This is a genomic window from Actinopolyspora lacussalsi subsp. righensis (assembly GCF_900116555.1).
Taxonomy (GTDB): Bacteria; Actinomycetota; Actinomycetes; order Mycobacteriales; family Pseudonocardiaceae; genus Actinopolyspora; species Actinopolyspora lacussalsi.
Map to the genome: position 1 here is coordinate 453,146 of NZ_FPAT01000002.1, position 25,873 is coordinate 479,018.

At 68.8% G+C, this 25,873-nt stretch carries 25 protein-coding genes; 19 read left to right on the plus strand and 6 right to left on the minus strand.

The window, feature by feature from the left end:
* Positions 1-273 precede the first annotated feature (273 nt).
* The 3 genes from BM394_RS05540 (at position 274) to BM394_RS05550 (ending at position 3,013) form a co-directional block, all read left to right on the plus strand.
* The gene (locus tag BM394_RS05540; protein WP_092974690.1) at positions 274-681 is read left to right on the plus strand and encodes a thiol-disulfide oxidoreductase DCC family protein; all 408 of its coding nucleotides are present in this window, start codon (positions 274-276) and stop codon (positions 679-681) included.
* A 309-nt stretch (positions 682-990) separates the two neighbouring features.
* Positions 991-1,902, plus strand: coding sequence for a neutral zinc metallopeptidase (locus tag BM394_RS05545; RefSeq protein WP_245779992.1), 912 nt, complete (start codon positions 991-993; stop codon positions 1,900-1,902).
* A 223-nt stretch (positions 1,903-2,125) separates the two neighbouring features.
* The gene (locus BM394_RS05550; RefSeq protein WP_092974696.1) at positions 2,126-3,013 is read left to right on the plus strand and encodes an MIP/aquaporin family protein; all 888 of its coding nucleotides are present in this window, start codon (positions 2,126-2,128) and stop codon (positions 3,011-3,013) included.
* A gap of 18 nt (positions 3,014-3,031) precedes the next feature.
* Here BM394_RS05550 and BM394_RS05555 read toward each other — a convergent pair whose 3' ends face one another.
* On the minus strand, positions 3,032-4,336 hold the full coding sequence (locus BM394_RS05555) for an aminodeoxychorismate synthase component I (protein WP_092974699.1): 1,305 nt from the start codon (positions 4,334-4,336) through the stop codon (positions 3,032-3,034).
* A gap of 161 nt (positions 4,337-4,497) precedes the next feature.
* Between BM394_RS05555 and BM394_RS05560 the strand changes: the two genes are divergently transcribed.
* The 9 genes from BM394_RS05560 (at position 4,498) to BM394_RS05595 (ending at position 12,852) form a co-directional block, all read left to right on the plus strand.
* Positions 4,498-5,166 carry a Maf family protein gene (locus BM394_RS05560; RefSeq protein WP_092974702.1) on the plus strand — a complete coding sequence of 223 codons (669 nt, stop codon included), beginning with the start codon at positions 4,498-4,500 and terminating at the stop codon, positions 5,164-5,166.
* A 65-nt stretch (positions 5,167-5,231) separates the two neighbouring features.
* Positions 5,232-5,327: a putative leader peptide gene (locus BM394_RS23905; RefSeq protein WP_425427425.1), complete on the plus strand. Its 96-nt coding sequence runs from the start codon at positions 5,232-5,234 to the stop codon at positions 5,325-5,327.
* 156 nt (positions 5,328-5,483) lie between these two features.
* Positions 5,484-6,875 (plus strand): dicarboxylate/amino acid:cation symporter, encoded by a 1,392-nt coding sequence (locus BM394_RS05565; protein WP_092974705.1) that lies wholly within the window; start codon positions 5,484-5,486, stop codon positions 6,873-6,875.
* 394 nt (positions 6,876-7,269) lie between these two features.
* Positions 7,270-9,057, plus strand: a complete 1,788-nt coding sequence (locus BM394_RS05570) for an acetyl/propionyl/methylcrotonyl-CoA carboxylase subunit alpha (protein ID WP_092974708.1) — start codon at positions 7,270-7,272, stop codon at positions 9,055-9,057.
* A gap of 50 nt (positions 9,058-9,107) precedes the next feature.
* On the plus strand, positions 9,108-9,503 hold the full coding sequence (locus tag BM394_RS05575; RefSeq protein WP_092974711.1) for a DUF1707 SHOCT-like domain-containing protein: 396 nt from the start codon (positions 9,108-9,110) through the stop codon (positions 9,501-9,503).
* 135 nt (positions 9,504-9,638) lie between these two features.
* The gene (locus tag BM394_RS05580; protein ID WP_245779993.1) at positions 9,639-10,280 is read left to right on the plus strand and encodes a DUF3558 domain-containing protein; all 642 of its coding nucleotides are present in this window, start codon (positions 9,639-9,641) and stop codon (positions 10,278-10,280) included.
* A 234-nt stretch (positions 10,281-10,514) separates the two neighbouring features.
* Positions 10,515-10,895 (plus strand): PE domain-containing protein, encoded by a 381-nt coding sequence (locus BM394_RS05585; RefSeq protein ID WP_217643365.1) that lies wholly within the window; start codon positions 10,515-10,517, stop codon positions 10,893-10,895.
* A 254-nt stretch (positions 10,896-11,149) separates the two neighbouring features.
* Positions 11,150-12,043, plus strand: a complete 894-nt coding sequence (locus tag BM394_RS05590) for a PPE domain-containing protein (protein ID WP_092974714.1) — start codon at positions 11,150-11,152, stop codon at positions 12,041-12,043.
* Positions 12,040-12,852, plus strand: a complete 813-nt coding sequence (locus tag BM394_RS05595) for an ESX secretion-associated protein EspG (RefSeq protein ID WP_175529976.1) — start codon at positions 12,040-12,042, stop codon at positions 12,850-12,852. The genes BM394_RS05590 and BM394_RS05595 overlap by 4 nt, the downstream gene beginning before the upstream one ends.
* A gap of 94 nt (positions 12,853-12,946) precedes the next feature.
* Here BM394_RS05595 and glpD read toward each other — a convergent pair whose 3' ends face one another.
* Both glpD and BM394_RS05605 read right to left on the minus strand, forming a co-directional pair.
* Positions 12,947-14,689 (minus strand): glycerol-3-phosphate dehydrogenase, encoded by a 1,743-nt coding sequence (gene glpD, locus BM394_RS05600; RefSeq protein ID WP_092974717.1) that lies wholly within the window; start codon positions 14,687-14,689, stop codon positions 12,947-12,949.
* Between the two features lie 149 nt (positions 14,690-14,838).
* Complete coding sequence (locus BM394_RS05605) at positions 14,839-15,633, minus strand: DeoR/GlpR family DNA-binding transcription regulator (RefSeq protein WP_092974720.1); 795 nt, start codon at positions 15,631-15,633, stop codon at positions 14,839-14,841.
* A gap of 361 nt (positions 15,634-15,994) precedes the next feature.
* Here BM394_RS05605 and BM394_RS05610 point away from each other — a divergent pair, with 361 nt between their 5' ends.
* Both BM394_RS05610 and glpK read left to right on the plus strand, forming a co-directional pair.
* The gene (locus BM394_RS05610; RefSeq protein ID WP_092928152.1) at positions 15,995-16,738 is read left to right on the plus strand and encodes an MIP/aquaporin family protein; all 744 of its coding nucleotides are present in this window, start codon (positions 15,995-15,997) and stop codon (positions 16,736-16,738) included.
* A gap of 232 nt (positions 16,739-16,970) precedes the next feature.
* On the plus strand, positions 16,971-18,479 hold the full coding sequence (gene glpK, locus BM394_RS05615; RefSeq protein WP_092974723.1) for a glycerol kinase GlpK: 1,509 nt from the start codon (positions 16,971-16,973) through the stop codon (positions 18,477-18,479).
* Positions 18,480-18,513: 34 nt separating this feature from the next.
* On the opposite strand, the gene BM394_RS05620 is transcribed toward glpK, so the two are convergent.
* The gene (locus BM394_RS05620; protein ID WP_217643366.1) at positions 18,514-19,734 is read right to left on the minus strand and encodes an RNA-guided endonuclease InsQ/TnpB family protein; all 1,221 of its coding nucleotides are present in this window, start codon (positions 19,732-19,734) and stop codon (positions 18,514-18,516) included.
* 24 nt (positions 19,735-19,758) lie between these two features.
* Here BM394_RS05620 and tnpA point away from each other — a divergent pair, with 24 nt between their 5' ends.
* The 3 genes from tnpA to BM394_RS05635 all read left to right on the plus strand — a co-directional run bounded on the left by tnpA (position 19,759) and on the right by BM394_RS05635 (position 21,675).
* Positions 19,759-20,178: an IS200/IS605 family transposase gene (gene tnpA / locus BM394_RS05625; protein ID WP_092974726.1), complete on the plus strand. Its 420-nt coding sequence runs from the start codon at positions 19,759-19,761 to the stop codon at positions 20,176-20,178.
* Between the two features lie 233 nt (positions 20,179-20,411).
* Complete coding sequence (locus BM394_RS05630; RefSeq protein ID WP_217643367.1) at positions 20,412-21,206, plus strand: putative protein N(5)-glutamine methyltransferase; 795 nt, start codon at positions 20,412-20,414, stop codon at positions 21,204-21,206.
* A 262-nt stretch (positions 21,207-21,468) separates the two neighbouring features.
* Positions 21,469-21,675, plus strand: coding sequence for a hypothetical protein (locus tag BM394_RS05635; protein ID WP_092629646.1), 207 nt, complete (start codon positions 21,469-21,471; stop codon positions 21,673-21,675).
* A gap of 283 nt (positions 21,676-21,958) precedes the next feature.
* Here BM394_RS05635 and BM394_RS05640 read toward each other — a convergent pair whose 3' ends face one another.
* Both BM394_RS05640 and BM394_RS05645 read right to left on the minus strand, forming a co-directional pair.
* Positions 21,959-22,246 carry an acyl-CoA carboxylase subunit epsilon gene (locus BM394_RS05640; RefSeq protein WP_245779994.1) on the minus strand — a complete coding sequence of 96 codons (288 nt, stop codon included), beginning with the start codon at positions 22,244-22,246 and terminating at the stop codon, positions 21,959-21,961.
* Positions 22,247-22,364: 118 nt separating this feature from the next.
* Positions 22,365-24,002 carry an acyl-CoA carboxylase subunit beta gene (locus BM394_RS05645; RefSeq protein ID WP_092974732.1) on the minus strand — a complete coding sequence of 546 codons (1,638 nt, stop codon included), beginning with the start codon at positions 24,000-24,002 and terminating at the stop codon, positions 22,365-22,367.
* A 219-nt stretch (positions 24,003-24,221) separates the two neighbouring features.
* Here BM394_RS05645 and BM394_RS05650 point away from each other — a divergent pair, with 219 nt between their 5' ends.
* Complete coding sequence (locus tag BM394_RS05650; protein WP_092974736.1) at positions 24,222-25,055, plus strand: biotin--[acetyl-CoA-carboxylase] ligase; 834 nt, start codon at positions 24,222-24,224, stop codon at positions 25,053-25,055.
* Between the two features lie 229 nt (positions 25,056-25,284).
* On the plus strand, positions 25,285-25,794 hold the full coding sequence (locus BM394_RS05655; RefSeq protein ID WP_092974739.1) for a PH domain-containing protein: 510 nt from the start codon (positions 25,285-25,287) through the stop codon (positions 25,792-25,794).
* The last annotated feature ends 79 nt before the right edge of the window (positions 25,795-25,873 follow it).

A 25,873-nucleotide genomic window follows, 5' to 3' on the forward strand; every position in this document is an offset into this window, starting at 1 on the left:
GGTAGTTACTACACAACGTCGAGGCTGTCCTCGCGAGACGACCCGTGAGAACCCGCGGCGGTGCGTGTCGCGTGCGGGGAGGGGCGTGGCGGTGCGAGCTGCTTGGGAAGTTCGTGGCAAGCGAGCTGCGTTGGTGGCCGTTCGGCGCTGCGCGCCGAGACGAGGTCGTGGCATCGGGTTCGGGTCGGGAGCGCCGCTGTCGGCTTCCGGGGCTCAGCGAGGCTTCCGCGCCTCGGTGTGCGGTGCGGGGGTGGGTTGCGGGACATTGGTGTCGTGACTGAGCTTCCCGCGCTGATCTACGACGGTGACTGCGGGTTCTGCACCCGTAGCGTGCGCCTGGCCGACCGGCTTCCGGTTCGGGTCAGTTCCGTGCCCTGGCAGGAGGCGAACCTGGAGTGGCTGGGAGTGCCCGAACAGCGGGCGCGGAACGAGGTCGTGTTCGTCGACGAGTACCACCGACTCCACGGTGGGGCCGCCGCGGTGGCGACGTTGCTGCGGCACTGTCGGGGCCCGTGGCGGCTGGCCGGATCCGTGCTCGCCGCGCCGGTGATCCGCTCGGTGGCGGATGCGATTTACCGCCTCGTGGCGAACAACCGGCACCGACTACCGGGTGAGACTCCTGCCTGTCAGCTGCCGCCCGAGCGCCGTCCCGGCAAAGCCGAGCGAGACTCCGGCCGCTGATCGAAGTTTCCGGTCGGGTTGTCGGGTTGCTCGCTTGGCGGAACCTCCTGCCGGTTCTCGCTCCGGGAGTCCCGACATCGGATGGCGACAACCGGTCGATTGGGACTTATCGTGTAACGGTTCGACATCCACTCCGGATCTCACCGCGGCGCCCCGAATGGTTCCGTGCCTGGTCAGTGCCGATTCCGACTCCGAAGATCCCCGGTTGCGACCACCGAAAACCACGAGTCCGGTGTCACCATTTCGTGGATAATCATTCGGGATTGTCGCTGCCGAGCGTCCCGCGGGCAGGCGGGTAGGAGAGTGAAGGTGTTTCGGAGAAGACGTGGCGGCGCGGTCCCCGATCCGTGGGAGGAGGATCGGCAGCCGGGCAACTCGCCGTTGGCGATCTTCGGTGTACTCGGTGTCGTGTTCCTGATCGTGCTGCTGGCCGTGGTGGCCGAGCCGGGCAAGCTGTTGGCCGGTGGGGGCGAGGACTCGGAGACCACCGAGGTCCCCGAGATGCGTGACGGCGTCCCGCAACCCGGATTCGAGCCCGTCGCGCTGTTGGAGGACAACCCGCTCAATTCGGAGAACGCCTCACTGGAGCCCGCCGACTGCCGCCTGCCGGAGCTCGCCGAGTCCGAGACCCGGATGCGGCCCTATTACGATGCTGCCGTGCGCTGCCTGAACACTCTCTGGCGCCCCGTTGTCGTCCGGGCCGACCTGAGCTGGGCACCACCCGAGGTGAGCCTGCGGTCCCGAACGAGCGACTGCAGTGAGACCGAGGGCACGAGCCGCCCCACCGCCTTCTACTGCGACGGCACCATCCACATGCCTCGCCAGTGGGTGCTCTCCGACATCGGCACCCGGGAGCCCGCCCACCTGATACTGCTGGCGCACGAGTACGGCCACCACGTGCAGCAGCGTGCCGGAGTCCTGCGCGCTTCCACCGTCCGTCAGGAGGGGGTCGAGGTACGAAGTCCGGAGTGGTTCCGGATCTCGCGTCGTCTCGAACTGCAGGCCGACTGCTATTCCGGAATGTTCATGGCCGCCGCCGCCGAGGGCGGGATGCTGCGGGAGCGCGTCGCGGAGCGGTTCGTCTCGGCAGCGGGAAGCACTCAGCTCAGCGACACCCACGGTTCACCGGGCAACCAGCGGGACTGGAAGCTGACGGGTTTTCGGGAACGCACCACCGCTGCCTGCGACACGTGGAACGTCTCCGCCGAGCGAGTGCGCTGATTCCGCCATCCCGTTCCCGCCGGTCTCGGCTGTCCGGCGTTCCTCCCGGTGTTCGGTTACGCTTTGTCCGTCCGTTCGCGCGGAGCGTGTGATCACCGCTCCGGCAGGAGCGGAACCGGGGATTTCCGACTGGGAGGACTCCGGGCTGAGGGGCTCAGGACAGGGGACTCAGGACGGGGGATTCCGGGCAGACACCACACGGCCCTCCGGGCGGGGAGGATCGATGTCCGAAAACGCCGCGCACGCACGAACACACTGGCGTTACCGACGGGGACTCGGTGGCGAGATGCTCGCCGAGGTGCTGGGGACCTTCATCCTGTTGCTGCTCGGTTGTGGCGCCGTCGCGGTGGCCGTGGCCGCGCTGCCCGAATCGGGCCGACAGGTGACCGACTTCGGCCCGGCCAACTGGCTGATCATCATCTGGGGCTGGGGCTTCGGCGTGGTCTTCGGAGTCTACGCGGCGGGTGGCGTCAGCGGGGCGCACATCAATCCCGCCGTGACCCTCGCGTTCGCCGTTCGCAGGGCCTTTCCCTGGTACAAGGTGGTGCCCTACTGGTTCGCCCAGGTCGTGGGGGCGTTTCTGGCGGCGGCGCTGGTCTACGCGGTCTACGCGCCCGCCATCGATTCCCTCAACGCCTCCGAGGGGCTGGCTCGCTCCGAGTCGCTGGACACCTTCTCCATCTTCGCCACCTTCCCCGCCGAGTACTTCGGCGGCGGCTGGTGGGGGCCATTTTTGGACCAAGTGGTCGGCACCGGGATTCTGGTGTGCCTGATCTTCGCGTTGATCGACACGCGCAACATGGCGCCCTCCTCCAACATGGGCCCGTTCCTGATCGGGATGGTCGTCACCGTGGTCGGCCTGACCTTCGGACCGAACGCGGGCTACGCCATCAACCCGGCGCGTGACTTCGGTCCGCGGTTGTGGACCTTCGTGGCGGGCTGGGACGAGATCGCCTTCCCGGGCAACTACGAGTGGTTCTCGTGGTACTTCTGGATACCGATAGTGGGGCCACTCGTCGGTGGTGTGATCGGCGCGGTCGTCTACGACCTGTTCGTCGGTCAAGTGCTGACGGAGCGGACGAAACCCGAGGTGGGTCGCGTTCCCGAGTGACCACTCCGGCCGGGGAACCTACTCGCCCGGCCGTTCCAGCAGCGAGAGCAGTGGCGCCGCCTTGGTCAGGCACTCCTGCCACTCCGCGGTCGCGTCCGAATCGGCGGTGATCCCGCCGCCCACTCCGAAGGCGACCTCACCGGCCGAGTACTCCAGCGTCCGGATGGCCACGTTGAGCTCGGTGCCGCCCACGGGCGAGGACATGCCCACGGCACCGCAGTAGACCTCCCGGGGGTCGGACTCCAGCTCGGAGATGATCTCGAGCGCACGCACCTTCGGAGCACCGGTGACCGAGGCGGGCGGGAAGGTGGCCCGCAGCAGCTCGGCGTCACCGGTATCCGGTGGCAACTCCGCCCGCACCTCGGAAACCAGGTGCCACACCCCGGGATGTGCCTCGACACGCAGCAGTTTCGGTGTTGTCACGGTGCCGGTCCGGGCTACCCGCCCCAGATCGTTGCGGGACATGTCCACGATCATCACGTTCTCGGCGATGTCCTTGCGCGAACCGCGCAGCACATCGGCGTTGTGGTCGTCCTCGGGGCCGCGTCGCGGCGTGGTCCCCTTGATCGGGCTGCTCCGCACCACCCTGCCGTGCCGGGCCAGGAACAGCTCCGGCGAGAGCGAGGCCACCGCGCCCCAGTCCCCGGCCACATAGGCGGCTCGGGCCGGATCGAACCGCGCGCTGCCGGTGGCGAACAGCTCCAGCGGACTGCCGGTGAACGGCACCGCGAACCGGCTGCAGATGTTCGCCTGGAAGATCTCGCCGTCCGCGATCTCCTCCACGCAGCGCCGCACGGACTTGCGATGTCGATCGGCGTCGGGCACGACGACCGTGCCCGCGCCCGCGGTGTTCCCGGCCTCCCTGCCCGCCGCTTCCGCGACGAGTGCACCGAGTTCCTCGGCCAGGGCGCGCGGTTCCCCCTCGGCGATCGTCTCGAACCACCACTGCCCCCGCCGGTCACGCCGCAACACGTGATCCGTCCAGCCCCACGCCGCCACCGGGAGGCGTCGCCTGTCGGGGCGTGCTCCTGCCGGATCGGTCAGCTCGTAGCCCAGATACCCGATCCAGCCCCCGCCGACGGCGTCCTCCGGGGCTCCGGGCTCACGGGTGACCTCCGGTTGCCGGTCGATCACGTCGAACGCGGTGTCCGGCTCGACCGGAAGCACCCGGACCGAGGGAACCAGGACGGTGCTCCCGCCGAACCAGCTGCCCGTCAGCGCCGCGGGGGGTGGCAGCCCGCGATCACTGGCACGTTGTTCGAGAGCACGCAGCACGTCGGTGGCTGCCGCGGCGCTCTCGAGGGGCCGGACGACTAATCGCACACCGCCAGTATGCAACCGTGCCGAACAGTCGTCCCGGGCTCACCCGAATCAGGTAATTTCGGTCACCGCTGTCGGTGGGGCGCTCGTCTCGGTCTCGGGCCACCGGCTTGACGGGACCACCGCGGCGAACCGTTCGGCTGTTCGCGACTACAGTCCTCGGTGTGCGTTTGGTACTGGCTTCCGCGTCGCCCGCCCGCCTGTCCGTGCTCCGTAGCGCCGGGGTGGAGCCGGTGGTGCGGGTCTCCGGGGTCGACGAGCACGCGGTGACCGCCTCGTTGCCCGAGCCCTCGCCCGCCGAGGTCGTCACCGCCCTCGCCCGTGCGAAGGCTTCGGCCGTGGTGGATCGAGTGGCGGCCGAGTTCCCGGACGCGGTGATCGTGGGCTGCGACTCGATGTTGTGGACCCCGGGCGAGCACGCGGACGAACTCGTGGGCAAGCCCGAGACCCCGGAGCTGGCCGCCGAGCGCTGGGGGCGGATGGCCGGCGGCACCGGCAGTCTGCTGACCGGCCACGCGGTGCTGCGGCTGCGGGACGGCACGACGGTGGCCGAACACAGCGATCACCTCGCCACGACCGTCCGATTCGGTCGACCTTCCCGCGCCGAACTGGACAGCTACATCGCCACCGGTGAACCCATGAAGGTGGCGGGCGGTTTCACCCTGGACGGATTCGGTGGCTGGTTCATCACCGGAGTGGACGGCGATCCCGCCAGCGTGCTCGGCATCAGCCTCTCGCTGACCAGGTCGTTGCTGGCCGAGGTCGGGGTCAGCGTAGTTTCACTGTGGAACGCACCGAGCGCCGAACGTGATGAGGCCGCTCTGCCGGAGTGAGCACGGTTACATCCGGTGCTTTCGCGGAACAAAACGAAATCGCGGCGCCGTTGACCATGACCGCGATGGCACCTTCACCCCGCCGGGCCCCGGCGCTGTACCTGACGCAACGCCTGCACGTCGATCTGCGACGGCAGGCCAGTTGTGTTTGTCGCCCGTGATTCCTCCGGGCGGAGTCCTCTCCTGCCGACGGCGGTGATCGCTGCCCCCGAACGCGCGATCCCGTTCGACTCCTCCCGAGCCGATGCCGTTCTCGTGTCCGTTCCTCGACCGCCCCGCTCACGGCGGTCGAATCCGTGAATCTCCGGGAGACAACCGTGTCCGACGTCGAATCCCCGCGACCAGCTCGTTTCCGGTTACGTTTCAATCCCAAGGTGTTCGGGCTGGCGGTGCTCGCCTCGCTGTTGCTCGGAGCCCTGCTCGGTTGGGTCGCCGACTCGACCGGAGCGGACTGGCTCGTCACCACGCTGGACACCATCGGGTCCACTTTCACCAAGCTGCTGACATTCACGGTGCTGCCGCTGATCTTCACCGCGATCGTGCTCGGCATCACCAGTCTTCGTTCCGTGGGCGGCGGCCGGACCGCTGCCCGCCTCGGCGGCAAGACCGCCGTGTGGTTCGCCGCCACCTCGTTGATCGCGGTGCTGATCGGTATCGGGGTGGCCAATCTGCTGCGTCCCGGCCAGGGGCTCGACATCTCGCCGGACCAGCAGCGCGTCGACGAGGTCAACGAGATGACCGGCGGCTCGTGGCTGGATCTCGTCACGGGGCTCGTCCCCGAGCACCTGGTCGGCGCCTTCGCCAACGGCGAGACGCTGCAGGTCGTGTTCGTCTCGCTGCTCGTCGGGGCGGCCGCCTACAGCCTGGGGGACAAGGCAGGCCCGTTCGTGGAGTTCAACCGGGCCGTGTTCGAGATCATCCAGCGTGTGCTGGGATGGATCATCCGGCTCGCGCCGCTCGGAACCCTCGGACTGATCGGCAACGCGGTGGCCAGCTACGGCAACGAGTTCTTCGTCCCGCTGCTCAAGCTCACGGGGGCCACCTACCTGGCTTGCGCGTTGGTGCTGTTCGCCGTCTACCCGCTGTTGCTGTGGTTCGTGGCCAGGGTCAGCCCCGCGAAGTTCTTCGGGAAGGCGTGGACGGTGCTCCAGTTCGCCTTCGTCTCCCGCTCCTCCGGTGCCAGCCTGCCGCTGAGCCGTCAGACCGCGGTCAACCTCGGAGTGGAACGCTCCTACGCGAGTTTCGCGGTCCCGCTGGCCACCACCACGAAGATGGACGGCTGCGCCGCGGTGTACCCGGCGGTGGGCTCCATCTTCATCGCGAACCTGTTCGGCTTCCACATGGGGCCGGTGCAGTACCTGACCATCGTGGCCGTCGCCGTGTTCGGCGCGATCGCGACCGCCGGCGTGACCGGCTGGTTCACCATGCTGACGCTGACAGTGGGGGCGCTGGACTTCCCGCCCGCCATGATCGCCACCGGGATCGCCATCGCCTACGCGGTGGACCCGATCATGGACATGATGCGGACGATGACCAATGTGGCCGGTCAGATCACCGTGCCCACGGTGGTCGCGCGTACCGAGGGGCTCCTGGACGACGAGGTGCTGCGCGCACCCAGCGCCCCACCGCTGTTCGACGGCCCGGAGGAGGCGACGTCCGCCGACTCGCGGGGCCCCGGCACGGGTGAGCCCGTTCCGGCGAGGGCCTGATCGAAGTTTTCCGGTCGGGTTGTCGAGCCGCTCGCTCGGCGGAACCTCCCGCCGGCTCTCGCTCCGGGAGGCCCGAGATCGAGTAGGTACTACGCCACTCGACAACACGACCGGAAGACACCAGTGATGGATCCGTCGTGCTCCCGCTCCCCGGCCGGTTGTGCGGCGTAACTCTCCGAGAGCCCGTTTGACCGGCAACGTCGCGACGAACGGTGCCTGGCCGGGTCGGACCGGTTTCGGAGGTCAGCCGCCCCGGACGGGGAGCGGGGGCGGAACGTCCGGTCCGGCCCGCCCGCGGTTGTGTCCGTCCGTGCTTCGGCGGGCACCTACCCAGGTGAGGTGTCGAGCTCTTAGACTCTTGAGCGGCCCACGCTGTCGTGACAGGAGGTACGAGGTGCCCGAGCAGGACTCGACCACGCGTAATCGGATACGCAAGGTGCTGGTCGCGAATCGGGGTGAGATCGCGGTCCGCGTGGTGCGGGCGTGTGCGGATGCGGGCATCGGTAGCGTGGCGGTCTACGCGGAGCCCGATTCGGAGGCACCGTTCGTCCGGCTCGCGGACGAGGCGTTCGCACTCGGGGGAACCACCGCGGCCGAGAGCTATCTCGACATCGCCAAGGTCGTCGAGGCCGCCCGGCGCAGCGGCGCCGACGCGGTGCATCCCGGCTACGGTTTCCTGTCGGAGAACGCCGATTTCGCCCAGGCGGTGCTGGACGCGGGCCTGACCTGGATCGGCCCGTCGCCGCGCGCGATTCGGGATCTGGGGGACAAGGTCACCGCTCGGCACATCGCCACCAAGGCGGGCGCGCCGCTCGTTCCGGGAACACAGGATCCGGTCTCCGGCTCCGACGAGGTCGTCGAGTTCGCCAAGGAGAACGGTCTGCCGGTGGCGGTCAAGGCCGCGTTCGGCGGTGGTGGGCGTGGCCTCAAGGTGGCCCGCACCATCGAGGAGATTCCCGAGCTGTACGACTCGGCGGTTCGGGAGGCCGAAGGGGCTTTCGGTCGTGGGGAGTGCTTCGTGGAGCGCTACCTCGACCGGCCGCGCCACGTGGAGGCGCAGGTGGTGGCCGACCAGCACGGCAACGTGATCGTGGTGGGCACCAGGGACTGCTCGCTGCAGCGCAGGCACCAGAAGCTGGTGGAGGAGGCCCCCGCCCCGTTCCTGACCGACGATCAGCGGGAACGCATCCACTCCGCCGCCAAGGCCATCTGCTCCGAGGCGGGATACCACGGTGCGGGCACCGTGGAGTTCCTGGTCGGTGAGGACGGCACGATCTCGTTCCTGGAGGTCAACACCAGGCTGCAGGTCGAGCACCCCGTCTCCGAGGAGACCACCGGCATCGACCTGGTGCGGCAGCAGTTCCTGATCGCCGAGGGCGAGCGGCTGGAGTTCACCGCGGATCCACCCGCGCGGGGGCACTCCATCGAGTTCCGCATCAACGGTGAGGACGCGGGCAGGAACTTCCTTCCCACCCCGGGCACGGTCACCGGGTTCGTGCCGCCGGCAGGACCGGGCGTTCGGGTGGACGCGGGTGTGGAGACCGACAGCGTCATCGGCGGCCAGTTCGACTCGTTGCTGGCGAAGGTGATCGTCACCGGTGCCGACCGCACCGAGGCGTTGCAGCGTTCCCGCCGCGCGTTGGACGAGATGGCCGTGGAGGGCATCGCCACGGTGCTGCCGTTCCACCGGGTGGTGTTGCGCGATCCCGCCTTCACCGGCGCCGACGGTTTCACCGTGCACACCCGCTGGATCGAGACCGAGTTCGACAACACCATCGAACCCCACACGGGCGGCACCGACGCGGGGGAGAACGAGCAGCGCCAGCGCATCACCGTCGAGGTCGGTGGCAGGCGGCTGGAGGTCTCACTGCCCGCGGGGCTGGGTGCGAACGTGGGAGGAGCGGACCCCGCACCGGCCGCCAAACCCCGTAAACGGCGTTCCGCCACCTCGGGGGCGGCCCCGTCCGGTGACGCGGTGACCGCCCCGATGCAGGGCACGGTGGTCACCGTCGCCGTCGAGGACGGGCAGCACGTCGAAGCGGGCGATAAGCTGGTGGTGCTGGAGGCCATGAAGATGGAGAATCCGGTGACCGCGCACAAGAGCGGAATGGTCACCGGCCTCAAGGCGCAGCCCGGTGACTCCATCAGCCAGGAGACGACGCTCTGCGAGATCAAGGACTGACCGAACTACCTCCGGGCGACAACACGAGCGGAAAAGCTGGGTGAGCACCGTTGGCCGAGCGGGGCGATGGGGTTCGTATCGGTGATCAGGACCGCGATCGGGTGATCGCCCTGCTCGGCGAGCACTTTTCAGCCGGAAGGCTGGAGATCGATGAGTTCGACGAGCGGTGCACGCGGGCGGCCCGGGCGCGGTTCCGCGCGGACGTGGCGGTGTTGTTCGCCGACCTGCCCGCTCCTCATCCGGAGGTGCTGGTTCCTCGTGACTCCGGTACGACGTCCGAACCGGAGCGGGAAGGTGCGTCGCGCGCGCCGCGTGCTCGGCGCGGCGCGTTGCTCGGGATCTCCGTCGCGGTCGCACTGCTCGGTCTGCTGGTGGTCACCAGGCAGTTCTGGGCGCTGCTGCCGATGATCGGTTTCGTCTTCGTCTGGTTCGGCACGCGCAAGTGACCTGTCGACCCCGACGGGGCGGAGCTCGGGATCGCATTCGCCGATGGGTGTTTCGTCGACCCGTCCGACCGGCCCGGAGTTCCGCGTGGAGTGCGTGGCGTACACCCGCGGTGTCCGGTGGGTTACGCTTGCGGCATGCGCAGCCGGATGACCGCTGCACGGTTTCTGCTCGCCGGGTTGGGCGGTGTGCTGTTCCTGCTCGGTGGATGTGCGGTGCTGCCGACTCGTGAGGCCGCCGACAGCGCGCCGATTCCGCCCGAGCCGATCCCGTTGCCCGAACGCGAGAGCGGTTCGTTGCCGCCACGGCCCACCGAGATCTCGTTGCGGGGGCTGAACCCCTGCGGGTTGCTGACAGCGCGGCAACGTACCGCGCTCGGCTTCGACCGCGACCCGTTGCCAGGGGTGGAGGAGGGATTCGACAACGCTTCCACCTGCAGCTACCGGAACAGCCGGGCCAAGGTGGGAGCCAGGTTCGCACTGGTCACGGGTGAGGACATGAATGTCTGGACCAGCGACACCGCACAGGTCAGGGCGACTCCGGTGGTGCTCGACGATTTTCCGGCACTGGTGATTCGCACCCCCGGTCTGCGGCTGGCCTGCAACGTGGCCGTGGACGTGGCGGAGGGGCAGCACCTGGACGTGCTGTACCGCGACGACGGTGCCGATCGTCCGGCCACGTTGGATCAGCTGTGCGCGGGCGCGCGCCGGGTGGCCACAGCGGCGGTACGAACGCTGCGGGGCCCGGTCAGCACCGACTCCCCAGCGCCCGGCGGCTGACTTCGTGCGGCCCGGGCGTCGATTTCTCGCGAAATCGCCGGGCCGGTGGTGCGGTGCTCGGCCCCGGGTGGTGCCGATTTCTCGCGAAATCGCCGCACTCGCACCGCCGAGCGGATCGAGGTAACAGCTTCCGAGTAACGTTGCGTGTCTAAATCTTGCCGCTATCGGACTACTGCCCATCTCCCTCATGAGCCATTAGAGTGTGCTGGCGGATTTCCGAGAGTGGAGGCGATCGTGCCGAATGGTTCCGAACTGGACGGTGTGACCGATTCGCCCTCCGCCACCGAGGCGGTGGGAGCCGGGTCCGTGCGCGTCGAGCCGTCAGCCATCCCGAATCTGATCAGCTCGTTGCAGTCCTCGTTGGACGCCGTCGGTGTGCAGATCGAGCACGCCATCACCGAACTCCGGATTCATCCCTGGGCCGGGGACCCGGTCAGCACCGGAGTCGCCGCGAAGTTCAACGAGCACTCGGTCGGTGGCGACCGGGCCGCACTGACCGCGTTGTACGGGTACCGCGACCGGTTGCAGTCCGCTTCCGACGCGTTGCGTGCGGTGGAGCGCCGCTACTCGGAGACCGAGGACGCCAACACTTCCAGGATGCGGACGGGCTGCTGACCGGTTGATTGAGGTTTTCCGATCGGGTTGTCGGGGTGCTCGCTTGGCGGAACCTCCCGCTGGCTCTCGCTCCAGGGCCCGACCTCGGGTAGCGACCTACACGACGTCGGTCCGTCCTCGCGAGAGCACGACGCGGGAGAACCCGCGGGTGGTTACCTTGCCGAACGGCTCCGATGTTTCCAACGAGGGAAAGTCCCACGTCGATCGGCGACACGGCAGGAAAGCAGCAGTCGAATTCCCGTGGGAGGACGTCGATGAGTGACCACCGCTGGCAGGGCTACACCCATGCCGAGCTCTTCGAGCTGCTGCACCAGGGGCCCGGTCCCTCGGCTTCGGGGTCTTCCGCGCATCGGTGGCGCGAGTTGGAGACCGCCTTCCGGGAGATCGACGACGGCATGGCCGCCGCGCTGAAGGCGGTAGCCGCGGACTGGCAGGGCGAGGCCGCCGACAGTGTCCGCCGTGGACTGCTACCGCTGCACGAGTGGGCTGACGAGGTCACGCTGGCCGCGGCACGGATGCGGCAGTGCTCCGAGCACCAGGCCGAACTCGTCGCCAGGGCCCGGGCCGAGATGCCGCCCCCGGTCCGGGTGACTTCCGAGGAGCCGAACGCCTTCACCTCGACCCTGGTTCACCTGTTCGGCGGGCAGACCGACTACGAGCTACGCGAGCAGCAGCAGCACGCCGCCGAGCAGCGCGCGTTCGACGTCATGCGCCGCTACCAGGCGGCTTCCGAGGCCAACACCACCTCGCTGGCCTCCTTCGAGACACCACCACAGGTGGTGGTCGACGCGCCCGCCGGGACCTCTTCGGGCGGCGGCGGGAGCGGCCGGGGTGACATCACGATCTCCTGGACCAGACCGCACTCGGAGGGCGCCGTCACCGGCAGGGGCGGTGCGGGCGGGGGTAACGCCACTCCGAGCTCCGCTCGTCCCACCGGTGGCAGCACCGGGGGCGGTTCCCCTCGTTCCGGTTCCGTCAACGGAGCCCCGGCGAGTACTCACGGCACGGCGTCACCGCGATCCTCCCGCCCCGAGCGGGAGGAGGAAAGCGAGATCTCGGTCGAGGCCACCGAGTCCGAGGGAGGGACCGGCCCGTTCGACGAACCCAGGGTTTCCGCTCGTCCGGTCATCGGGGGTGAGCCCTCGTGACCGGAGTCTTCGGCGCGGACGATCCCGCCGAGCCGATCTCGTTGTCGGACCTGGAGTTCGACGTGTTGCTGGAGCACCTGGGCATCGCCGATCCGCCGCTGGTGCTCAAGGTGCCCTCACCGGGCAGAACCCACGAGCGGCGCCGCGAGCTGTGTGAAGCGGCCTGGCGCTCGATGAGCGAGCGCGGGTTGTGCGCCGGAAACGCCCCGGTCGACTCGCTGCGGCGGATGATGTCGGTGCTCGAAGCACCCACCCGCGAGGTGGACGGCCGCTGTTGGTTGGGCCGCGGTGTCCGGGTGCTGGCGGCGGCGCGTGGGGAGGGCGACTCCGCCGAGGCGGTACTGGCCGTCAAGGACGAACAGCGGCTTCTGCTGCGTCCGGCGGCAACCACCGGGCTGGCCCGTGAGGCGCTGTCCGTGCTGCCCGAGATCGCCGCGGGAAGTGGACGTTCGGTCAGCCTGCCGAGCGCGGATCTGGAAGCGGCGGCCGCCGAAGCGGGTGACGATCTCCCGGCGCTGCGTGCCGCGCTGTCCGCACGCGGGGTGCGCGCCGACGAGGCCGATGTACTGGTGGGAATGCTGGACGGAGTGCACGCCAGCGGCCAGTTCGGCGCCGCGGTCCGGCGGGGGGCCGCGGCGCGGCACCGCGCCGAGCACGTGGTCGGTTTCTTCGATTCCCGCGCCGGTCGCCATGTCCAGTTGCGGCGCGACACCTCCTCCGGCGAGCCGTGGAGCACCGTCGCGCCCGTGGACCGGCGCGGTCTGGTGAACCGGGTCGCGGAGCTCGCGACGGAACTGCTGCCCGCCTGATCGGCCACTCACCCCGACGGTGGTCACCCGGCGGTTCGGGAGTCGGAACGGCTCCGGTTCCCGAACCGCCGGGCTGTGATCGCCTTCCCCGGGATCAGCCCACCGGTTCCACGATGCCCTCGCGGGCCTCGGGGGCCGCCACCCGAGTGGCGTCGGCGGCCTGGTCGTCCGGCTGGCTCTGCGACTCGCGTTCGGCGGCCACCCGCGCCGAGTAGCGCTCGACCTCACTGGTGATCCGCTGCTCGTCCCAGCCGAGCTCGGCGCCGATCAGCCTGGCCACCTGGTCCGCGCAGTCCACCCCGCGATGCGGGTACTCGAAGGAGATGCGGGTACGCCTGGTCAGTACGTCCTCCAGGTGCAGCGCCCCCTCGTAGCGCACCGCGTAGGCTACCTCGGCCCGCAGGTAGTTGGGGGCCTCGTCGATCGGTTTCAGCAGCTCCGGATCGCTGTCGCCGAGCGCCAGCACCTCGTGGATCATCGAGCCGTAGCGGTCCAGCAGGTGCCGCACGCGATAGGGGTGCAGTCCGTGGGCCGCCGCGAGCTGGTCGGCCTGGTTCACCAGCGCGTGGTAGCCGTCAGCCCCCAGCAGCGGGACCTTGTCGGTGATCGAGGAGGCCATGCGGCCGGACACGTCGTTGCCGATCGCGTCCACCGCGTCCTTGGCCATCACCCGGTAGGTGGTGTACTTGCCACCCGCGATCGCCACCATCCCGGGGGCCACCCGGGACACCTCGTGCTCCCGGGAGAGCTTCGAGGTGTCGTCGTTCTCGCCGGCCAGCAGCGGACGCAGCCCCGCGTAGACCCCCTCGATGTCCGAGTGGGTCAGCGGTGTGGCGAGCACGCTGTTGACGTGGTCCAGGATGTAGTCGATGTCGCGCTTGGTGGCCGCGGGGTGGGCCAGGTCCAGGTTCCAGTCCGTGTCCGTGGTCCCGATGATCCAGTGGTTGCCCCACGGGATCACGAACAGCACGGACTTCTCGGTCCGGAGGATCAGCCCGCTGTCCGAGACGATCTTCTCGCGCGGGACCACCACGTGCACGCCCTTGCTCGCGCGCACCCGGAAATGTCCGCGTCCCCCGGACAGGCGCTGCAGCTCGTCGGTCCACACACCTGTCGCGTTGATGACCGCCTGGGCACGGACCTCGGTCTCCCTGCCGTCCTCGACGTCACGCAGCCGCGCGCCCGCGATCCGGTCGGCCTCGTGCAGGAACTCCACCACCTGGGTGGAGGTGCGTACCACCGCGCCGTAGCGTGCCGCGGTGCGCGCCACGGTCATGGTGTGCCTGGCGTCGTCGGCCTGGGCGTCGTAGTAGCGGATACCGCCGATCATCGCGTCCTGCTTGAGGGCGGGCACCATTCGCCGCGCCCCGGCGCGTGTCAGGTGCTTCTGCCCCGGCACCGACCGGGCGCCACCCATGCGGTCGTAGAGCAGCAGTCCGGCGGCCGTGTAGGGGCGTTCCCACACCCGGTGGGTCAGCGGGTAGAGGAAGCTGACGGGTTTCACCAGGTGCGGCGCGAGCCGGTTGAGCATCAGCTCCCGCTCGTGCAGCGCCTCGCGCACCAGGGAGAACTCGAGCTGCTCCAGGTACCGCAGCCCACCGTGGAACAGTTTGCTGGAGCGGCTGGAGGTGCCTGCCGCCAGATCGCGGGCCTCCACCAGCGCCACCCGCAGTCCCCGGGTGGCCGCGTCGAGCGCGACCCCGGCTCCGGTGATACCGCCACCGATGACGACGACGTCGAACTCCTCGCTGCCGAGGCGCCGCCAGTTCTCCTCGTGCTCCTCGGGGCCGAGCTTGCCCTGTGGCTGCCCGGTGACTTCCGGTTTGTCGCTGGCCACCAGCGTCCTCCTCGCTCGTTTCGCAGCCCACCGCCCCTGGGCGGAACGCCTCATCGCCAGTACGTCCGACAGCGCTCATGATGCCGGATCGACACTCCCCGCGCGTGGTGCGTTACTGACAGTGTCGGGGTCGCGAGGTCGGGCCGGGGTCATCCGGCTCGCTGTACCGTCGCTCCCCGCTCTCGCAGCACCTCGACCTCGGCTTCCGGGGTTCTCGAATCCACGATCACGGTGTCGAAGTGCTCGGCGGGTGTGACCGCGTGCAGTGCGCGCCTGTTGAACTTGGTGTGGTCGACGTAGAGCACGCGGCGACTCGCCGAGGCGAGCATGGCCTTTTTGAGCTGCACCATTTCCTGTTGCGGATAAAAGCAGACACCGTCGGTGACTGCCGAGACGGACATGATCGCGAGATCCACTCGCATACCGCGGAGCGCGTCCAGCGCCATGCCCCCTACGAAGGCGTCCGCCCAGGGCAGAAAGTCGCCTCCGACGCAGATCAGATGGATTCCCTGTTGTCCGGCGAGTTCGTCGAACACTCCCCGGTGGTTGGTCACCACGGTCAGCGGAGCCCGTTCCGGCAGCAGCCGTGCCAGGTAGACCCCGGTCGTCGAATCGTCGAGCACCAGCGCCTGTCCGGGCTCGACCAGTTCGACCGCCGCCTTGGCGAGTTCGGTCTTCTCCGCCTCGTTCTGCTGCATCCGGTACTCGGACGCGGCCTCGTACAGCAGTGAGGAGGCGGCGGAGACGTATCCCCGGTTGCGGTGCACCAGCCCCTGGGACTCCAGTTCGGCCAGATCCCGGTAGACGGTCATCGCGCTGGCTTCCACTGTCGCGATCAGGTCGTCGATGCGCAGGTTTCCCTCGGCCATGACCAGATCGGTGATCTTGCGCCTGCGGTCCTGTTGTCGCCCGGAAGGTCGCCTGCCCTGCGTGGCCATCGTCATTCCTCTCGCACCACTCCTGTTTCACGGACAGGTGCCATCCTCCACCGCCGCCGGAACCCCTGTCCGTCATCCGGACGGGTTCTCGTGAACGGGGGAGTGCTCCCGGACGTCACAAGTAAACCATCTGAACCGATAAAAACATCAAGCTGAGGTTATTGCAATGTTTCTTTTCACAGGTCTAGTGTGACCCAATCTTCCATACCGAGAAACCCGGACTTCAGCCGGAGGTGGTAACCGATATGCGGTGGTACACGACACACGAACGTTCGCCTCGGTCGCGACCGAGTAGTGCCCAGCCGAGTAGTGCCCAGCCGAGCGGCGCACTGTCCCGTCCGAGCTATGTGCCGACGGGAGGCGCGAGATGAGCGCGGGCGCGATCTTCCTCTTCGAGCTGCTGGGCACGGCCACGCTGACTCTGCTCGGCTGCGGTGTGGTCGCCAACGTGACGTTGCGCGACACGCTCGGGAACAGCGGCGGATGGCTGCTGGTCAACTTCGGTTGGGGCTTCGCCGTGTTCGCCGGTGCGAGCATCGCCGCCCCCGCCGGGGCGCACATCAACCCGGCCGTGACCTTCGGGCTGGCGGTCAACGGGCAACTCGACTGGTCACTGGTGCCGGTTTACCTGTCCGCACAGCTCGTCGGTGGTGCGCTGGGTGCCGCGGTCTGCTGGGCCGCCTACAAGCTGCAGTTCGACAGCCACGACGACCCGGCCAACACCCTGGGCATCTTCGCGACCGGCCCCACGGTGCGCAACGCGCCGTGGAACCTGGTCACCGAGATCATCGGCACCTTCGTGCTGGTGTTCTGGATCCTGCTCAGCCCCGGCGCCAGCTCGGGACCCGACGGTATTCCGGAGTTCGGCAACGCCGCGCTCGGTTACGCGGCCGTGGCCTTCATCGTCATCGGCATCGGCAGTTCGCTCGGCGGGCCGACCGGATACGCCATCAACCCCGCCCGCGATCTCGGTCCCCGTATCGCCTACGCACTGCTGCCGATCAAGGGCAAGGGCGGCGCGGACTGGGCCTACTCCTGGGTGCCGATCCTCGGCCCGATCATCGGCGGTTCCGCGGCGGGAGCACTCGCGCTCGCCATGCCCCTCGGCTGATCGAGTTCCGCGCGACTGAGCGCTGCCCGGCCGAGCGCTGCCCGGCCGAGCGCTGCCCGGCCGAGCGCTGCCCGGCCGAGCGCTGCCCGGCCGGGCACTGCTCCCGTCCGACCGGCAGACCCGAGCGTTTCCCGCACCCGATCCGAGCCCTGCCCATCGCTGTCAAAGCGGGCATTCTCGGAGCTGACACCCGCACATCACCAACCACACGCGTCGATCGGAAGGTAGCGACATGGCCTCCTACATCGCAGCCATCGACCAGGGGACGACCTCGACCCGGTGCATAGTCTTCGACCATGCCGGGCAGGTGGTCTCCGTAGACCAGGTGGAGCACCAGCAGATCCTGCCCCGGGCGGGCTGGGTCGAGCACGACCCGATGGAAGTCTGGACCAACACGCGGCAGGTGTGTGCCGGTGCGCTGGCCAAGGCCGACCTGGTGCTGTCCGAGATAGCCGCCGTCGGCATCACCAACCAGCGCGAGACCACCGTGGTCTGGGATCGCCACACCGGTGAACCCGTCTACAACGCCATCGTCTGGCAGGACACCCGCACCGACGCCATCGTCAACGAACTGGCACAGGGCGAGGGCGGCCAGAACAGGTACCAGTCCCGGACCGGTCTGCCGTTGGCCACCTACTTCGCGGGCCCCAAGATCCGCTGGATCCTGGACAACGTGGAGGGGGCGCGGGAACGCGCCGAACGCGGCGAACTGATGTTCGGCACCATGGACACCTGGGTGCTCTGGAACTCCACCGGAGGCACCGAGGGCGGGCTGCACATCACCGACCCCACCAACGCCTCCCGCACCATGCTGATGGACCTGCGGACGCTGAGCTGGGACCCCGACATCTGCGCGGAGTTCGGCATCCCCGTGTCCATGCTCCCGGAGATCCGCTCCTCCTCCGAGGTCTACGGTCACTTCCGGGAGCGGGGCGTGCTCGGCGGGCTGCCGATCGCGGGAATCCTCGGTGACCAGCAGGCGGCGACCTTCGGGCAGGCGTGCCTGACCCCCGGCGAGGCCAAGAACACCTACGGCACCGGTAACTTCCTGCTGCTCAACACCGGAACCGAGCCCGTGCTCAGCGAGAACGGCCTGATCACCACCGTCGGCTACAAGATCGACGACCAGCCCACGGTCTACTGCCTGGAAGGCTCGATCGCCGTCACCGGCTCGCTGGTGCAGTGGATGCGCGACAACCTCGGCATGATCGGCAGCGCTCCCGAGATCGAACCGATCGCGGCCTCGGTGGAGGACAACGGCGGCGCCTACTTCGTGCCCGCCTTCTCCGGGCTGTTCGCGCCGCACTGGCGCTCGGACGCTCGCGGCGTGATCGCCGGTCTGACCAGGTTCGTCAACCGCGGCCACATCGCGCGCGCGGTGCTGGAGGCGACCGCCTTCCAGACCCGCGAGGTCGCCGAGGCGATGAACGCGGACTCCGGTGTCGAACTCAAGGCGCTCAAGGTCGACGGCGGGATGGTCAACAACGAGCTGCTGATGCAGTTCCAGGCCGACATCCTCAACGTGCCCGTCATCCGTCCGAAGGTCAACGAGACCACCGCGCTCGGCGCGGCCTACGCCGCCGGACTGGCCGTCGGATTCTGGTCCGGTGAGAAGGACATCCGCGCGAACTGGGCCAAGGACAAGGAGTGGGACCCGAAGATGTCCGAGCAGGTCCGGGAGCAGCAGTACGGCGAGTGGCAGAAGGCCGTCACCAAGACCTTCGGCTGGGTCGAGGATTGAATCTTCCCCCGTCTGGAGGCGGGGGATTCCTGACTCAGGCAGCCCGGTCACGCAGCAGGTGACCGGGTCTCACGCCCTCAACATCAGCCGGGGTGAAACCAGCCCGGACCGGCATCACGCGTGCGGAGTTCTTGTCCCTCGGGGATGAGGCTCCGCACGCGGTGCAGGTAAACGTTCGTTCTGACAGCGGCAGGCGGTGCTTGGCTCTCGCCCCGCAGTGCGCGCAGTCCATCGTTGTGTATTTCGGGTCCACCAACCGCAGGTCCCGCCCGTGCTTACGGGCCTGCTCGACCAACGCGGTCTTGGTCGCGCCGATCGCGGCATCGGCGGCCTTGCGGGCCATTGTGGTCTTGGCGAGGAACTTCGGCTTGAAGTCCTCCACGGCGATCTGGTCGTGGTGGCGGGCAACACTCTTCGCCCACTTACGGCCGGTGTCCTGCCGCTGACGGGCGACCTTCTTGTGCGCTTTCGCCGCTTGGCGTTGCTCCTTGCGGTAACCCTTGGTTTGCGGCTTGTTCCGTGGGCGCTCACGCCGCGACATCTGGCGTTGGTAGTGCGCGAGACGCTGCTGAGCGCGTTTGCCGTGCTGGGCGTGCGGCAGATCGTAGGCGCCATCGGTGGTGGTGGCGGTTTCGGTCAAGCCCCAGTCGATACCGATCGCTCGGCCGGCTCCCGGAAGCGGTTCGGCGGCGACCTGTACGACGAACGACGCGTACCAGTGCCCGAGGTTGTCCTGATACACCCGCACCGACGACGGTTCGGACGGCAGGTCGCGGGACCAGACCACGGTCAGCTCGATCCCGCCCGCCAGGTACAGACGCCCGTCCTTCACGCGGAAGCCGCGCTTGGTGTAGGCCAAGCTGGGGCGGGTGTCCTTGTCCCGCTTGATCCGGGGCATTCCGGCGCGCTGCTTCATCGGCAAGCGGGCCTTGATGTCCTTGAGTGCTTTCGCGCGAGACTTCCCGAAGTCGCGGATGGTCTGCTGCTGCGGCACTGTCGCACCTTCACGCAGCCACCGGTTTGCCTGCCGCGCTTCGGTCAGAAGCTTGTCCAGCCAGGCCGGGCCGCACTTGTCGTCCGCCCCGGTGGCCTTGTTGTCGCGATAGACCTTGCGGGACATGGCTACGCATTCGTTCCATACCCACCGGCAGCGTCCCCACTCCTCGCGGAGCTGCTTCTCGGCGGTGTTGGACACGCGCAGGCGGAACAGGTACCGCGCACTGGCGGTGTCTGTTTCCTGCGGTGTCATGTCCATGCCGATCATTGTAGCATTTGGTTTATGGGTACAGATGGGGACTTCCGCACTGGTCGACATGTGGTTTTCGCGATGCACGCGCACTTGGTTTTCGTCACGAAATGCCGGCACCCGGTCTTCACCGACACGCACCTGCGGCGGATGCACGAGGTCATGCGGCAGGTGTGCGAGGACTTCGAGACCGAGCTCGAAGAGTTCAACGGCGAGGCCAACCACGTGCACCTGCTCGTCAACTTCCCGCCGAAGGTCGCGGTATCGAAGCTGGTCAACAGCTTGAAAGGTGTCTCGTCACGGATGCTGCGCAAGGAGTTCGAGGATCTGCGGTTCGCCTACTGGAAAGGTGTCCGTCTGTGGTCCGGCTCGTACTTCGCCGGGTCAGTCGGCGGGGCGCCGATCTCGGTGGTGCGGCAGTACATCGAGCAGCAGGCGCGGCCGGTTGTGTAGGCCACCGCTGGGCCAGTTGAGCGGGAAGTTGATGCGCTTCCTCCCCGCCCTGAAGGGCGAGGCATCCGCGCTACGTTCGCCCGGTGAGTTCCCGGCGGAAGTGATCGCTCCCGCCGGGTCACCTCGGCGCCCACTGGAGGTGGCCCGGCGGGGCGGTCCGCTGTGGTGCGGGACCGCCGTCGGCCGCCCTGGCTTCCGAGCCGGTGCGGTGCGCTGGGTAATGTATCCGACTCGTGAGCGTCGAGGGCGAGTCCCGACTGTTGACCGACATCATCACCGAACTGCGCGCGGCGGGTTGTGTGTTCGCCGAGGACGAGGCGGAACTGCTGCTCCGGACCGCCGGGACGCGTGCCGAGCTGGCCGAGCTGACCCGGTGCAGGATCGACGGCCTGCCGCTGGAGGTGGTGCTCGGCTGGGCGGAGTTCCTCGGTGACCGATTCGTGGTGGAACCCGGCGTGTTCGTCCCCCGACGGCGCAGCGAGTTCCTGGCCGAACAGGCGATCTCGCTGGTGAGACCCGGTGCCGTGGTGGTCGAGCTGTGCTGCGGCTCCGCGGCGATCGCGGCGGCAGTGGCCCGCGCCGCGGAGCGGATCGAACCGCACGCCTGCGACATCGACCCCAACTGCGTGCGCTGCGCGCGCCGCAACCTCGCGGACCTCGGTGGCACGGTTCACCGGGGAGATCTCTACGAGCCGCTGCCAGGGGAACTGCGCGGGCGGGTGGAGCTGCTGCTGGCCAACGCGCCCTACGTGCCCACCGAGGAGATCGCGTCGATGCCGCCGGAGGCGCGGGAGCACGAGCCCCCGGTGGCGCTGGACGGCGGGGCGGACGGGCTCGACGTGCATCGCGCGGTCGCCGCCGAGGCCCCGGAGTGGTTGTCGCCGGGTGGGCGGTTGCTGCTGGAGACCAGCGGGTGGCAGGCCGAACGCTCGGCAGCCGTCTGCGCCGAGTACGGGCTGGACACCCGGGTGACCCGCTGCGAGGAGACCGATGCCACAGTGATCATCGCGACCGCGCCCGGGGCCTGACTCGGTGGCCCGGCGATTTCGCGAGAAATCGACGGCGCTGCCTCGACGGTGCCCTGTTGACGGTGCCGCCGCTGAGCCCTCCGAAGGCGCGGATACCCGGATACGGCCCTGCTGCGGCAGCGCGGAGGCACGTGGATGGCAGCATTGGGGTCAGCGAGCCGCTCCGGCCGTCCCGGCGAACGTTCCGGCCGGTTGTCCCCGCGAGCCGGGGCACGAAGATGCGGGGTGTGAAGAGCCGGGGCACGAACGAGAGGCGCGGGGAATGAACGAGCAGTACTCACCGAACTTCAAGCACGGGCCGAACACGGTGTGCCCGAACTGCGGCGGATTCCAGAAGGTCAGCGAACCCCGCCTCTACATGATCCGGGCCACCGAGGAGACCCACGCCGGGATGACGCTGGGGGAGTGGCGTACCTGCCCGCAGTGCCAGGGGGACGGGCACACCCCCGGCCTCCGCCCTCCGGTGTGAAAGTGGCCCGGTCTTCTTTGCCCGGGTGGTCGGTTAGCCGGCACGTGAGTCGGCGCCTTGCTGTGTTGGGCCGGCTCTTGAGTAGCGACCTACGCGGCGAGCGGCCCGGCCTCGCAATGCATCCGACTCACGCACCGGGGACACGCGCGCTGCTTAACCGCATGGTTCCGTCCCGGCGAGCGGCGCGGTGATTCCGCGAGAAATCGACGCCTCCCCCCCCGGGGCCGCGCACCCGCACCACCGGCGCGGCGATTTCGTGGGAAATCGACGCCAACGGACGGACTCACATCGGCAGGGCGGAGGCGCGCCAGGCGTTCGGGCCGGGCCGCATCGGCCGCCTGCCACCGGGATAGCGCAGCGCGGAGCCGGGGTCACCCCACATCGACATGCGTTCGGGCCGTTCGCCCCCGTCGCCGGAACTCGCCGCCGCGATCCCCACCAGCGCCGCGGTCAACGCGGCCACCTCCACGTCGTCGGGCCTGCCCCGCTCGACCCGCAGCACGGGCTGCTGGGCACCATCCGTCTCGGAAGCGGATGACTCACCGGACTCGGCAACGGGCTCGTCGCTCAAGGTGCACCTTCCATCGGCGGGTGTGCGTGCCGGAGACGCCAGCATAACGACGCCCGGCACGCGGTGGACAGTGCTCGCGGCACGATCGCCGCACCGCGAGCACCACGACCGGCCCCGTTCAGAGCGGGATGTTGCCGTGTTTCTTGGCGGGCAGCGTGTCCTTCTTGTTCCGCAGCATCCGCAGTGATCGCGCCAGGTAGCCCCGGGTGTGGGAGGGCGGGATCACCGAGTCCACGTAACCGCGCTCGGCCGCCTCGTACGGGTTGCACAGGGTGTCCTCGTACTCCTGCTGCAACTGCGCACGCACCGCCTCGACGTCGTCGCCACGCTCGGCGGCCTCGGAGAGCTGCCTGCGGTAGAGGATGTTGGTCGCGCCCTGCGCGCCCATCACCGCGATCTCGGCGGTGGGCCAGGCCAGGTTGATGTCGGCGCCCAGGTGCTTGGACCCCATCACGTCGTAGGCACCGCCGTATGCCTTGCGGGTGATGACCGTGGCCAGCGGGACGGTGGCCTCGGCATAGGCGTAGAGCAGTTTCGCGCCGCGCCTGATGATGCCGTTCCACTCCTGGTCCGTGCCGGGCAGGAAACCGGGCACGTCCACGAAGGTGACCACCGGGATGTTGAACGAGTCGCAGGTGCGGACGAACCGCGCGGCCTTCTCGCTGGCCTCGATGTCCAGCGTGCCCGCCATCTGGGTGGGCTGGTTGGCGACCACTCCGACGCTGTGGCCCTCGATGCGTCCGTACCCGACCACCATGTTGGGTGCGAACAGCGCGGAGACCTCGCAGAAGTCGCCGTCGTCGAGGACCCGGGTGATCGCCTCGTGGATGTCGTAGGGCTGGTTCGGCGAGTCCGGCACCAGCGTGTCCAGTTCCCGGTCGGCCTCGGTGAGGTTGTCGGCGACCGTCCCGCTCTCGGCGGGCGCGTCCGACACCGGCGGCTCGGCCAGGTTGTTCGACGGCATGTAGGACAACAGCTCCTGCACGTAGGCGATCGCGTCGTCCTCGTCGGAGGCCATGTAGTGCGCGTTGCCCGACTTCGAGTTGTGCGAGTGCGCCCCGCCGAGCTCCTCGAAGGTCACGTCCTCACCGGTGACGGTCTTGATCACGTCGGGGCCGGTGATGAACATGTGTGAGGTCTGGTCGACCATCACGGTGAAGTCGGTGATCGCGGGGGAGTACACCGCGCCACCCGCGCACGGACCCATGATCAGCGAGATCTGCGGGATCACCCCGGAGGCGTGGGTGTTGCGCTTGAAGATCTCGGCGTAGAGCCCCAGCGCGGCCACGCCTTCCTGGATGCGGGCACCACCGGAGTCGTTGATCCCGATCAACGGGCACCCGGTCTTGAGGGCCAGATCCATCACCTTGACGATCTTCTCGCCGAACACCTCGCCCAGCGAACCGCCGAACACGGTGAAGTCCTGCGAGAACACGCACACCTGGCGACCGTCCACTGTGCCGTAACCGGTCACCACACCGTCGCCGTACGGGCGGGACTGCTCCATTCCGAAGTTCGTCGAGCGGTGGCGGGCGTGCTCGTCCAACTCGATGAACGAGCCCTCGTCCAGCAGCATGTCGATGCGTTCGCGGGCGGTGTACTTGCCCTTGGCGTGCTGTTTCTCCACCGCACGTTCGGAACCGGCGTGTACCGCCTCGTGGTTGCGCCGATACAGATCGGCCAACTTCCCGGCCGTGGTGTGAATGTCCGGCTCACCGACAGACGGCTCACCAATCGGTTCGGTCGCACTGCTCATGCCCGGAAGCCTAGCCAGCCGAACTCGTCTCCCACGAAGAGGTCTCGGGTGACGAGTATCACCTTTCCGGTGGATGGGGGTCCACCGATTGCCCGCTGAGGGTTATCGGGAAGTGTCGCCGCGTTCGCGGTCGAGTTCGCATCGCGCCCGGGGTCGGTGACGCGCGGTACATCGGAAGACCGGTCACCACTCGGGCCACCTACGGCATAGCCTGGGCACATGACCGCCCCGCCCCCGCTGGACGCCGACGCACTGCGCGCCCGCCTGCTCGACGACGGCCCGTACCGGGCGCTCGACGTGGTGACCGTGACCGGTTCGACCAACACCGACCTGGTCGCCGCGGCCAGTGCCGGTTCCCCCGACCGCACCGTGCTCATCGCGGAGGAGCAGCAGGCGGGCAAGGGAAGGATGCGGCGCTCCTGGGTCTCGCCGCGTTACTACGGGCTGCACGTGAGCGTGCTGCTGCGTCCCGTGGTGGCGGCGCGTACCGCGCTGTCCTGGCTCCCGCTGCTGGCGGGCACCGCGCTGGCCGAGACGGTGCGGGAGACCACCGGGCTGGCCGCCGAGCTGAAGTGGCCCAACGACCTCCTCCTGGGAGACGACCGCAAGGCGGCGGGCATTCTGGCCGAGGCGGTGAGCACTCTGGACGGTATGGCGGTGGTGCTGGGCATCGGCGTCAACGTGCACCACGACGCGGCGAGCCTGCCCGAGAGCGCGGGTGGGCTCCCCGCGACCTCCATCGCCGCCGAGGGGGGCAAGGTCGACCGCACCGAGCTGCTGGCCGGTCTGCTGGAACGGTTGTCCGAGATCGAGCTGCGTTGGCGCGAGGGGGTGTCCGAGGACGCCCTGGACGGCGGGGTGCTGGAACGCTATCGGCCGCTTTGCGGCACGATCGGCCGCTGGGTGCGTGTCGAACTCGGCGGTGGCCGGATACTCGAAGGCGAGGCCCGCGACGTCGATACCCAGGGCAGGCTCGTGGTCCGCGACCGCGACGGGACGCGCACGCCGGTCTCCGCCGGTGACGTGGTGCACCTGCGTCCGGCCCAGCGCTGACCACGACACAGCGCTGACCACGGCCCAGCCGTTGACCTTCGATACGGCTGTTCCGACACCGGGCCACCGGGGGCGGCCGGGCGTTCTCCGACGTGCCACGATCCCGCCCCGAACCGGTCGATCCGCGCTTCGCGAGGGCGTGCTCGCGATCTCCCGGACAGGCACGGGAACCGGTCGAGGTTCCGGTACGGTGAGCGTGGCCCGTCGCTGATCCGAAGGGGGACTACAGGTGGCTTATCCCGATGATCAGCTCGGTGAGGGTGAGCAGGTGCTGGTGCACCGGCACCCCCACTGGAAACTGCTGGTGGGTCCGGTGCTCGCGCTGCTCGTGGTGCTGGCCGGCTTCGGCGCTCTCGTGCTGTTCACCGAGTCGCTCGCCTGGCGCACCCCGGTACTCGCCGCGGGCGGGATCCTCGGGTTCGTGCTGCTGCTCTGGCTGGTGCTGACTCCGCTGCTGCGCTGGCGCACCACCCACTTCGTGGTCACCAACCACCGGCTGATGATCCGCGAGGGGGTCTTCACCCGCTCCGGCGTGCACATCCCACTCGGGCGGATCAACAGCGTCCGATCCAGCCGGGGGCTGCTGGACCGGCTGCTCGGCAGCGGAACGCTGATAATCGAGTCCGCCTCGGACGAACCCCTGGAGTTCGACGACATCCCGGAGGTGAACCGGGTGCAGTCGCTGCTGTACGGCGCGGTCGAGGGCGAGCCACACGATCACTACCCGGAGGATCGCTGATCGCTCGCCGTCCCGGGACGAGGCGATGATTCCGGGTTTCTCCCGCCGATGCTCCGTATCGAGTAGCGTCCTACACCCG

Coding starts and splice junctions, on each gene's coding strand:
- BM394_RS05550 (WP_092974696.1), top strand. CDS start 2,126: ATGTCCGAAAACGCCGCGCACGCACGAACACACTGGCGTTACCGACGG.
- BM394_RS23905 (WP_425427425.1), top strand. CDS start 5,232: ATGGCACCTTCACCCCGCCGGGCCCCGGCGCTGTACCTGACGCAACGC.
- BM394_RS05580 (WP_245779993.1), top strand. CDS start 9,639: ATGCGCAGCCGGATGACCGCTGCACGGTTTCTGCTCGCCGGGTTGGGC.
- BM394_RS05590 (WP_092974714.1), top strand. CDS start 11,150: ATGAGTGACCACCGCTGGCAGGGCTACACCCATGCCGAGCTCTTCGAG.
- BM394_RS05605 (WP_092974720.1), bottom strand. CDS start 15,633: ATGACGATGGCCACGCAGGGCAGGCGACCTTCCGGGCGACAACAGGAC.
- BM394_RS05610 (WP_092928152.1), top strand. CDS start 15,995: ATGAGCGCGGGCGCGATCTTCCTCTTCGAGCTGCTGGGCACGGCCACG.
- glpK (WP_092974723.1), top strand. CDS start 16,971: ATGGCCTCCTACATCGCAGCCATCGACCAGGGGACGACCTCGACCCGG.
- BM394_RS05620 (WP_217643366.1), bottom strand. CDS start 19,734: ATGGACATGACACCGCAGGAAACAGACACCGCCAGTGCGCGGTACCTG.
- tnpA (WP_092974726.1), top strand. CDS start 19,759: ATGGGTACAGATGGGGACTTCCGCACTGGTCGACATGTGGTTTTCGCG.
- BM394_RS05635 (WP_092629646.1), top strand. CDS start 21,469: ATGAACGAGCAGTACTCACCGAACTTCAAGCACGGGCCGAACACGGTG.
- BM394_RS05645 (WP_092974732.1), bottom strand. CDS start 24,002: ATGAGCAGTGCGACCGAACCGATTGGTGAGCCGTCTGTCGGTGAGCCG.
- BM394_RS05650 (WP_092974736.1), top strand. CDS start 24,222: ATGACCGCCCCGCCCCCGCTGGACGCCGACGCACTGCGCGCCCGCCTG.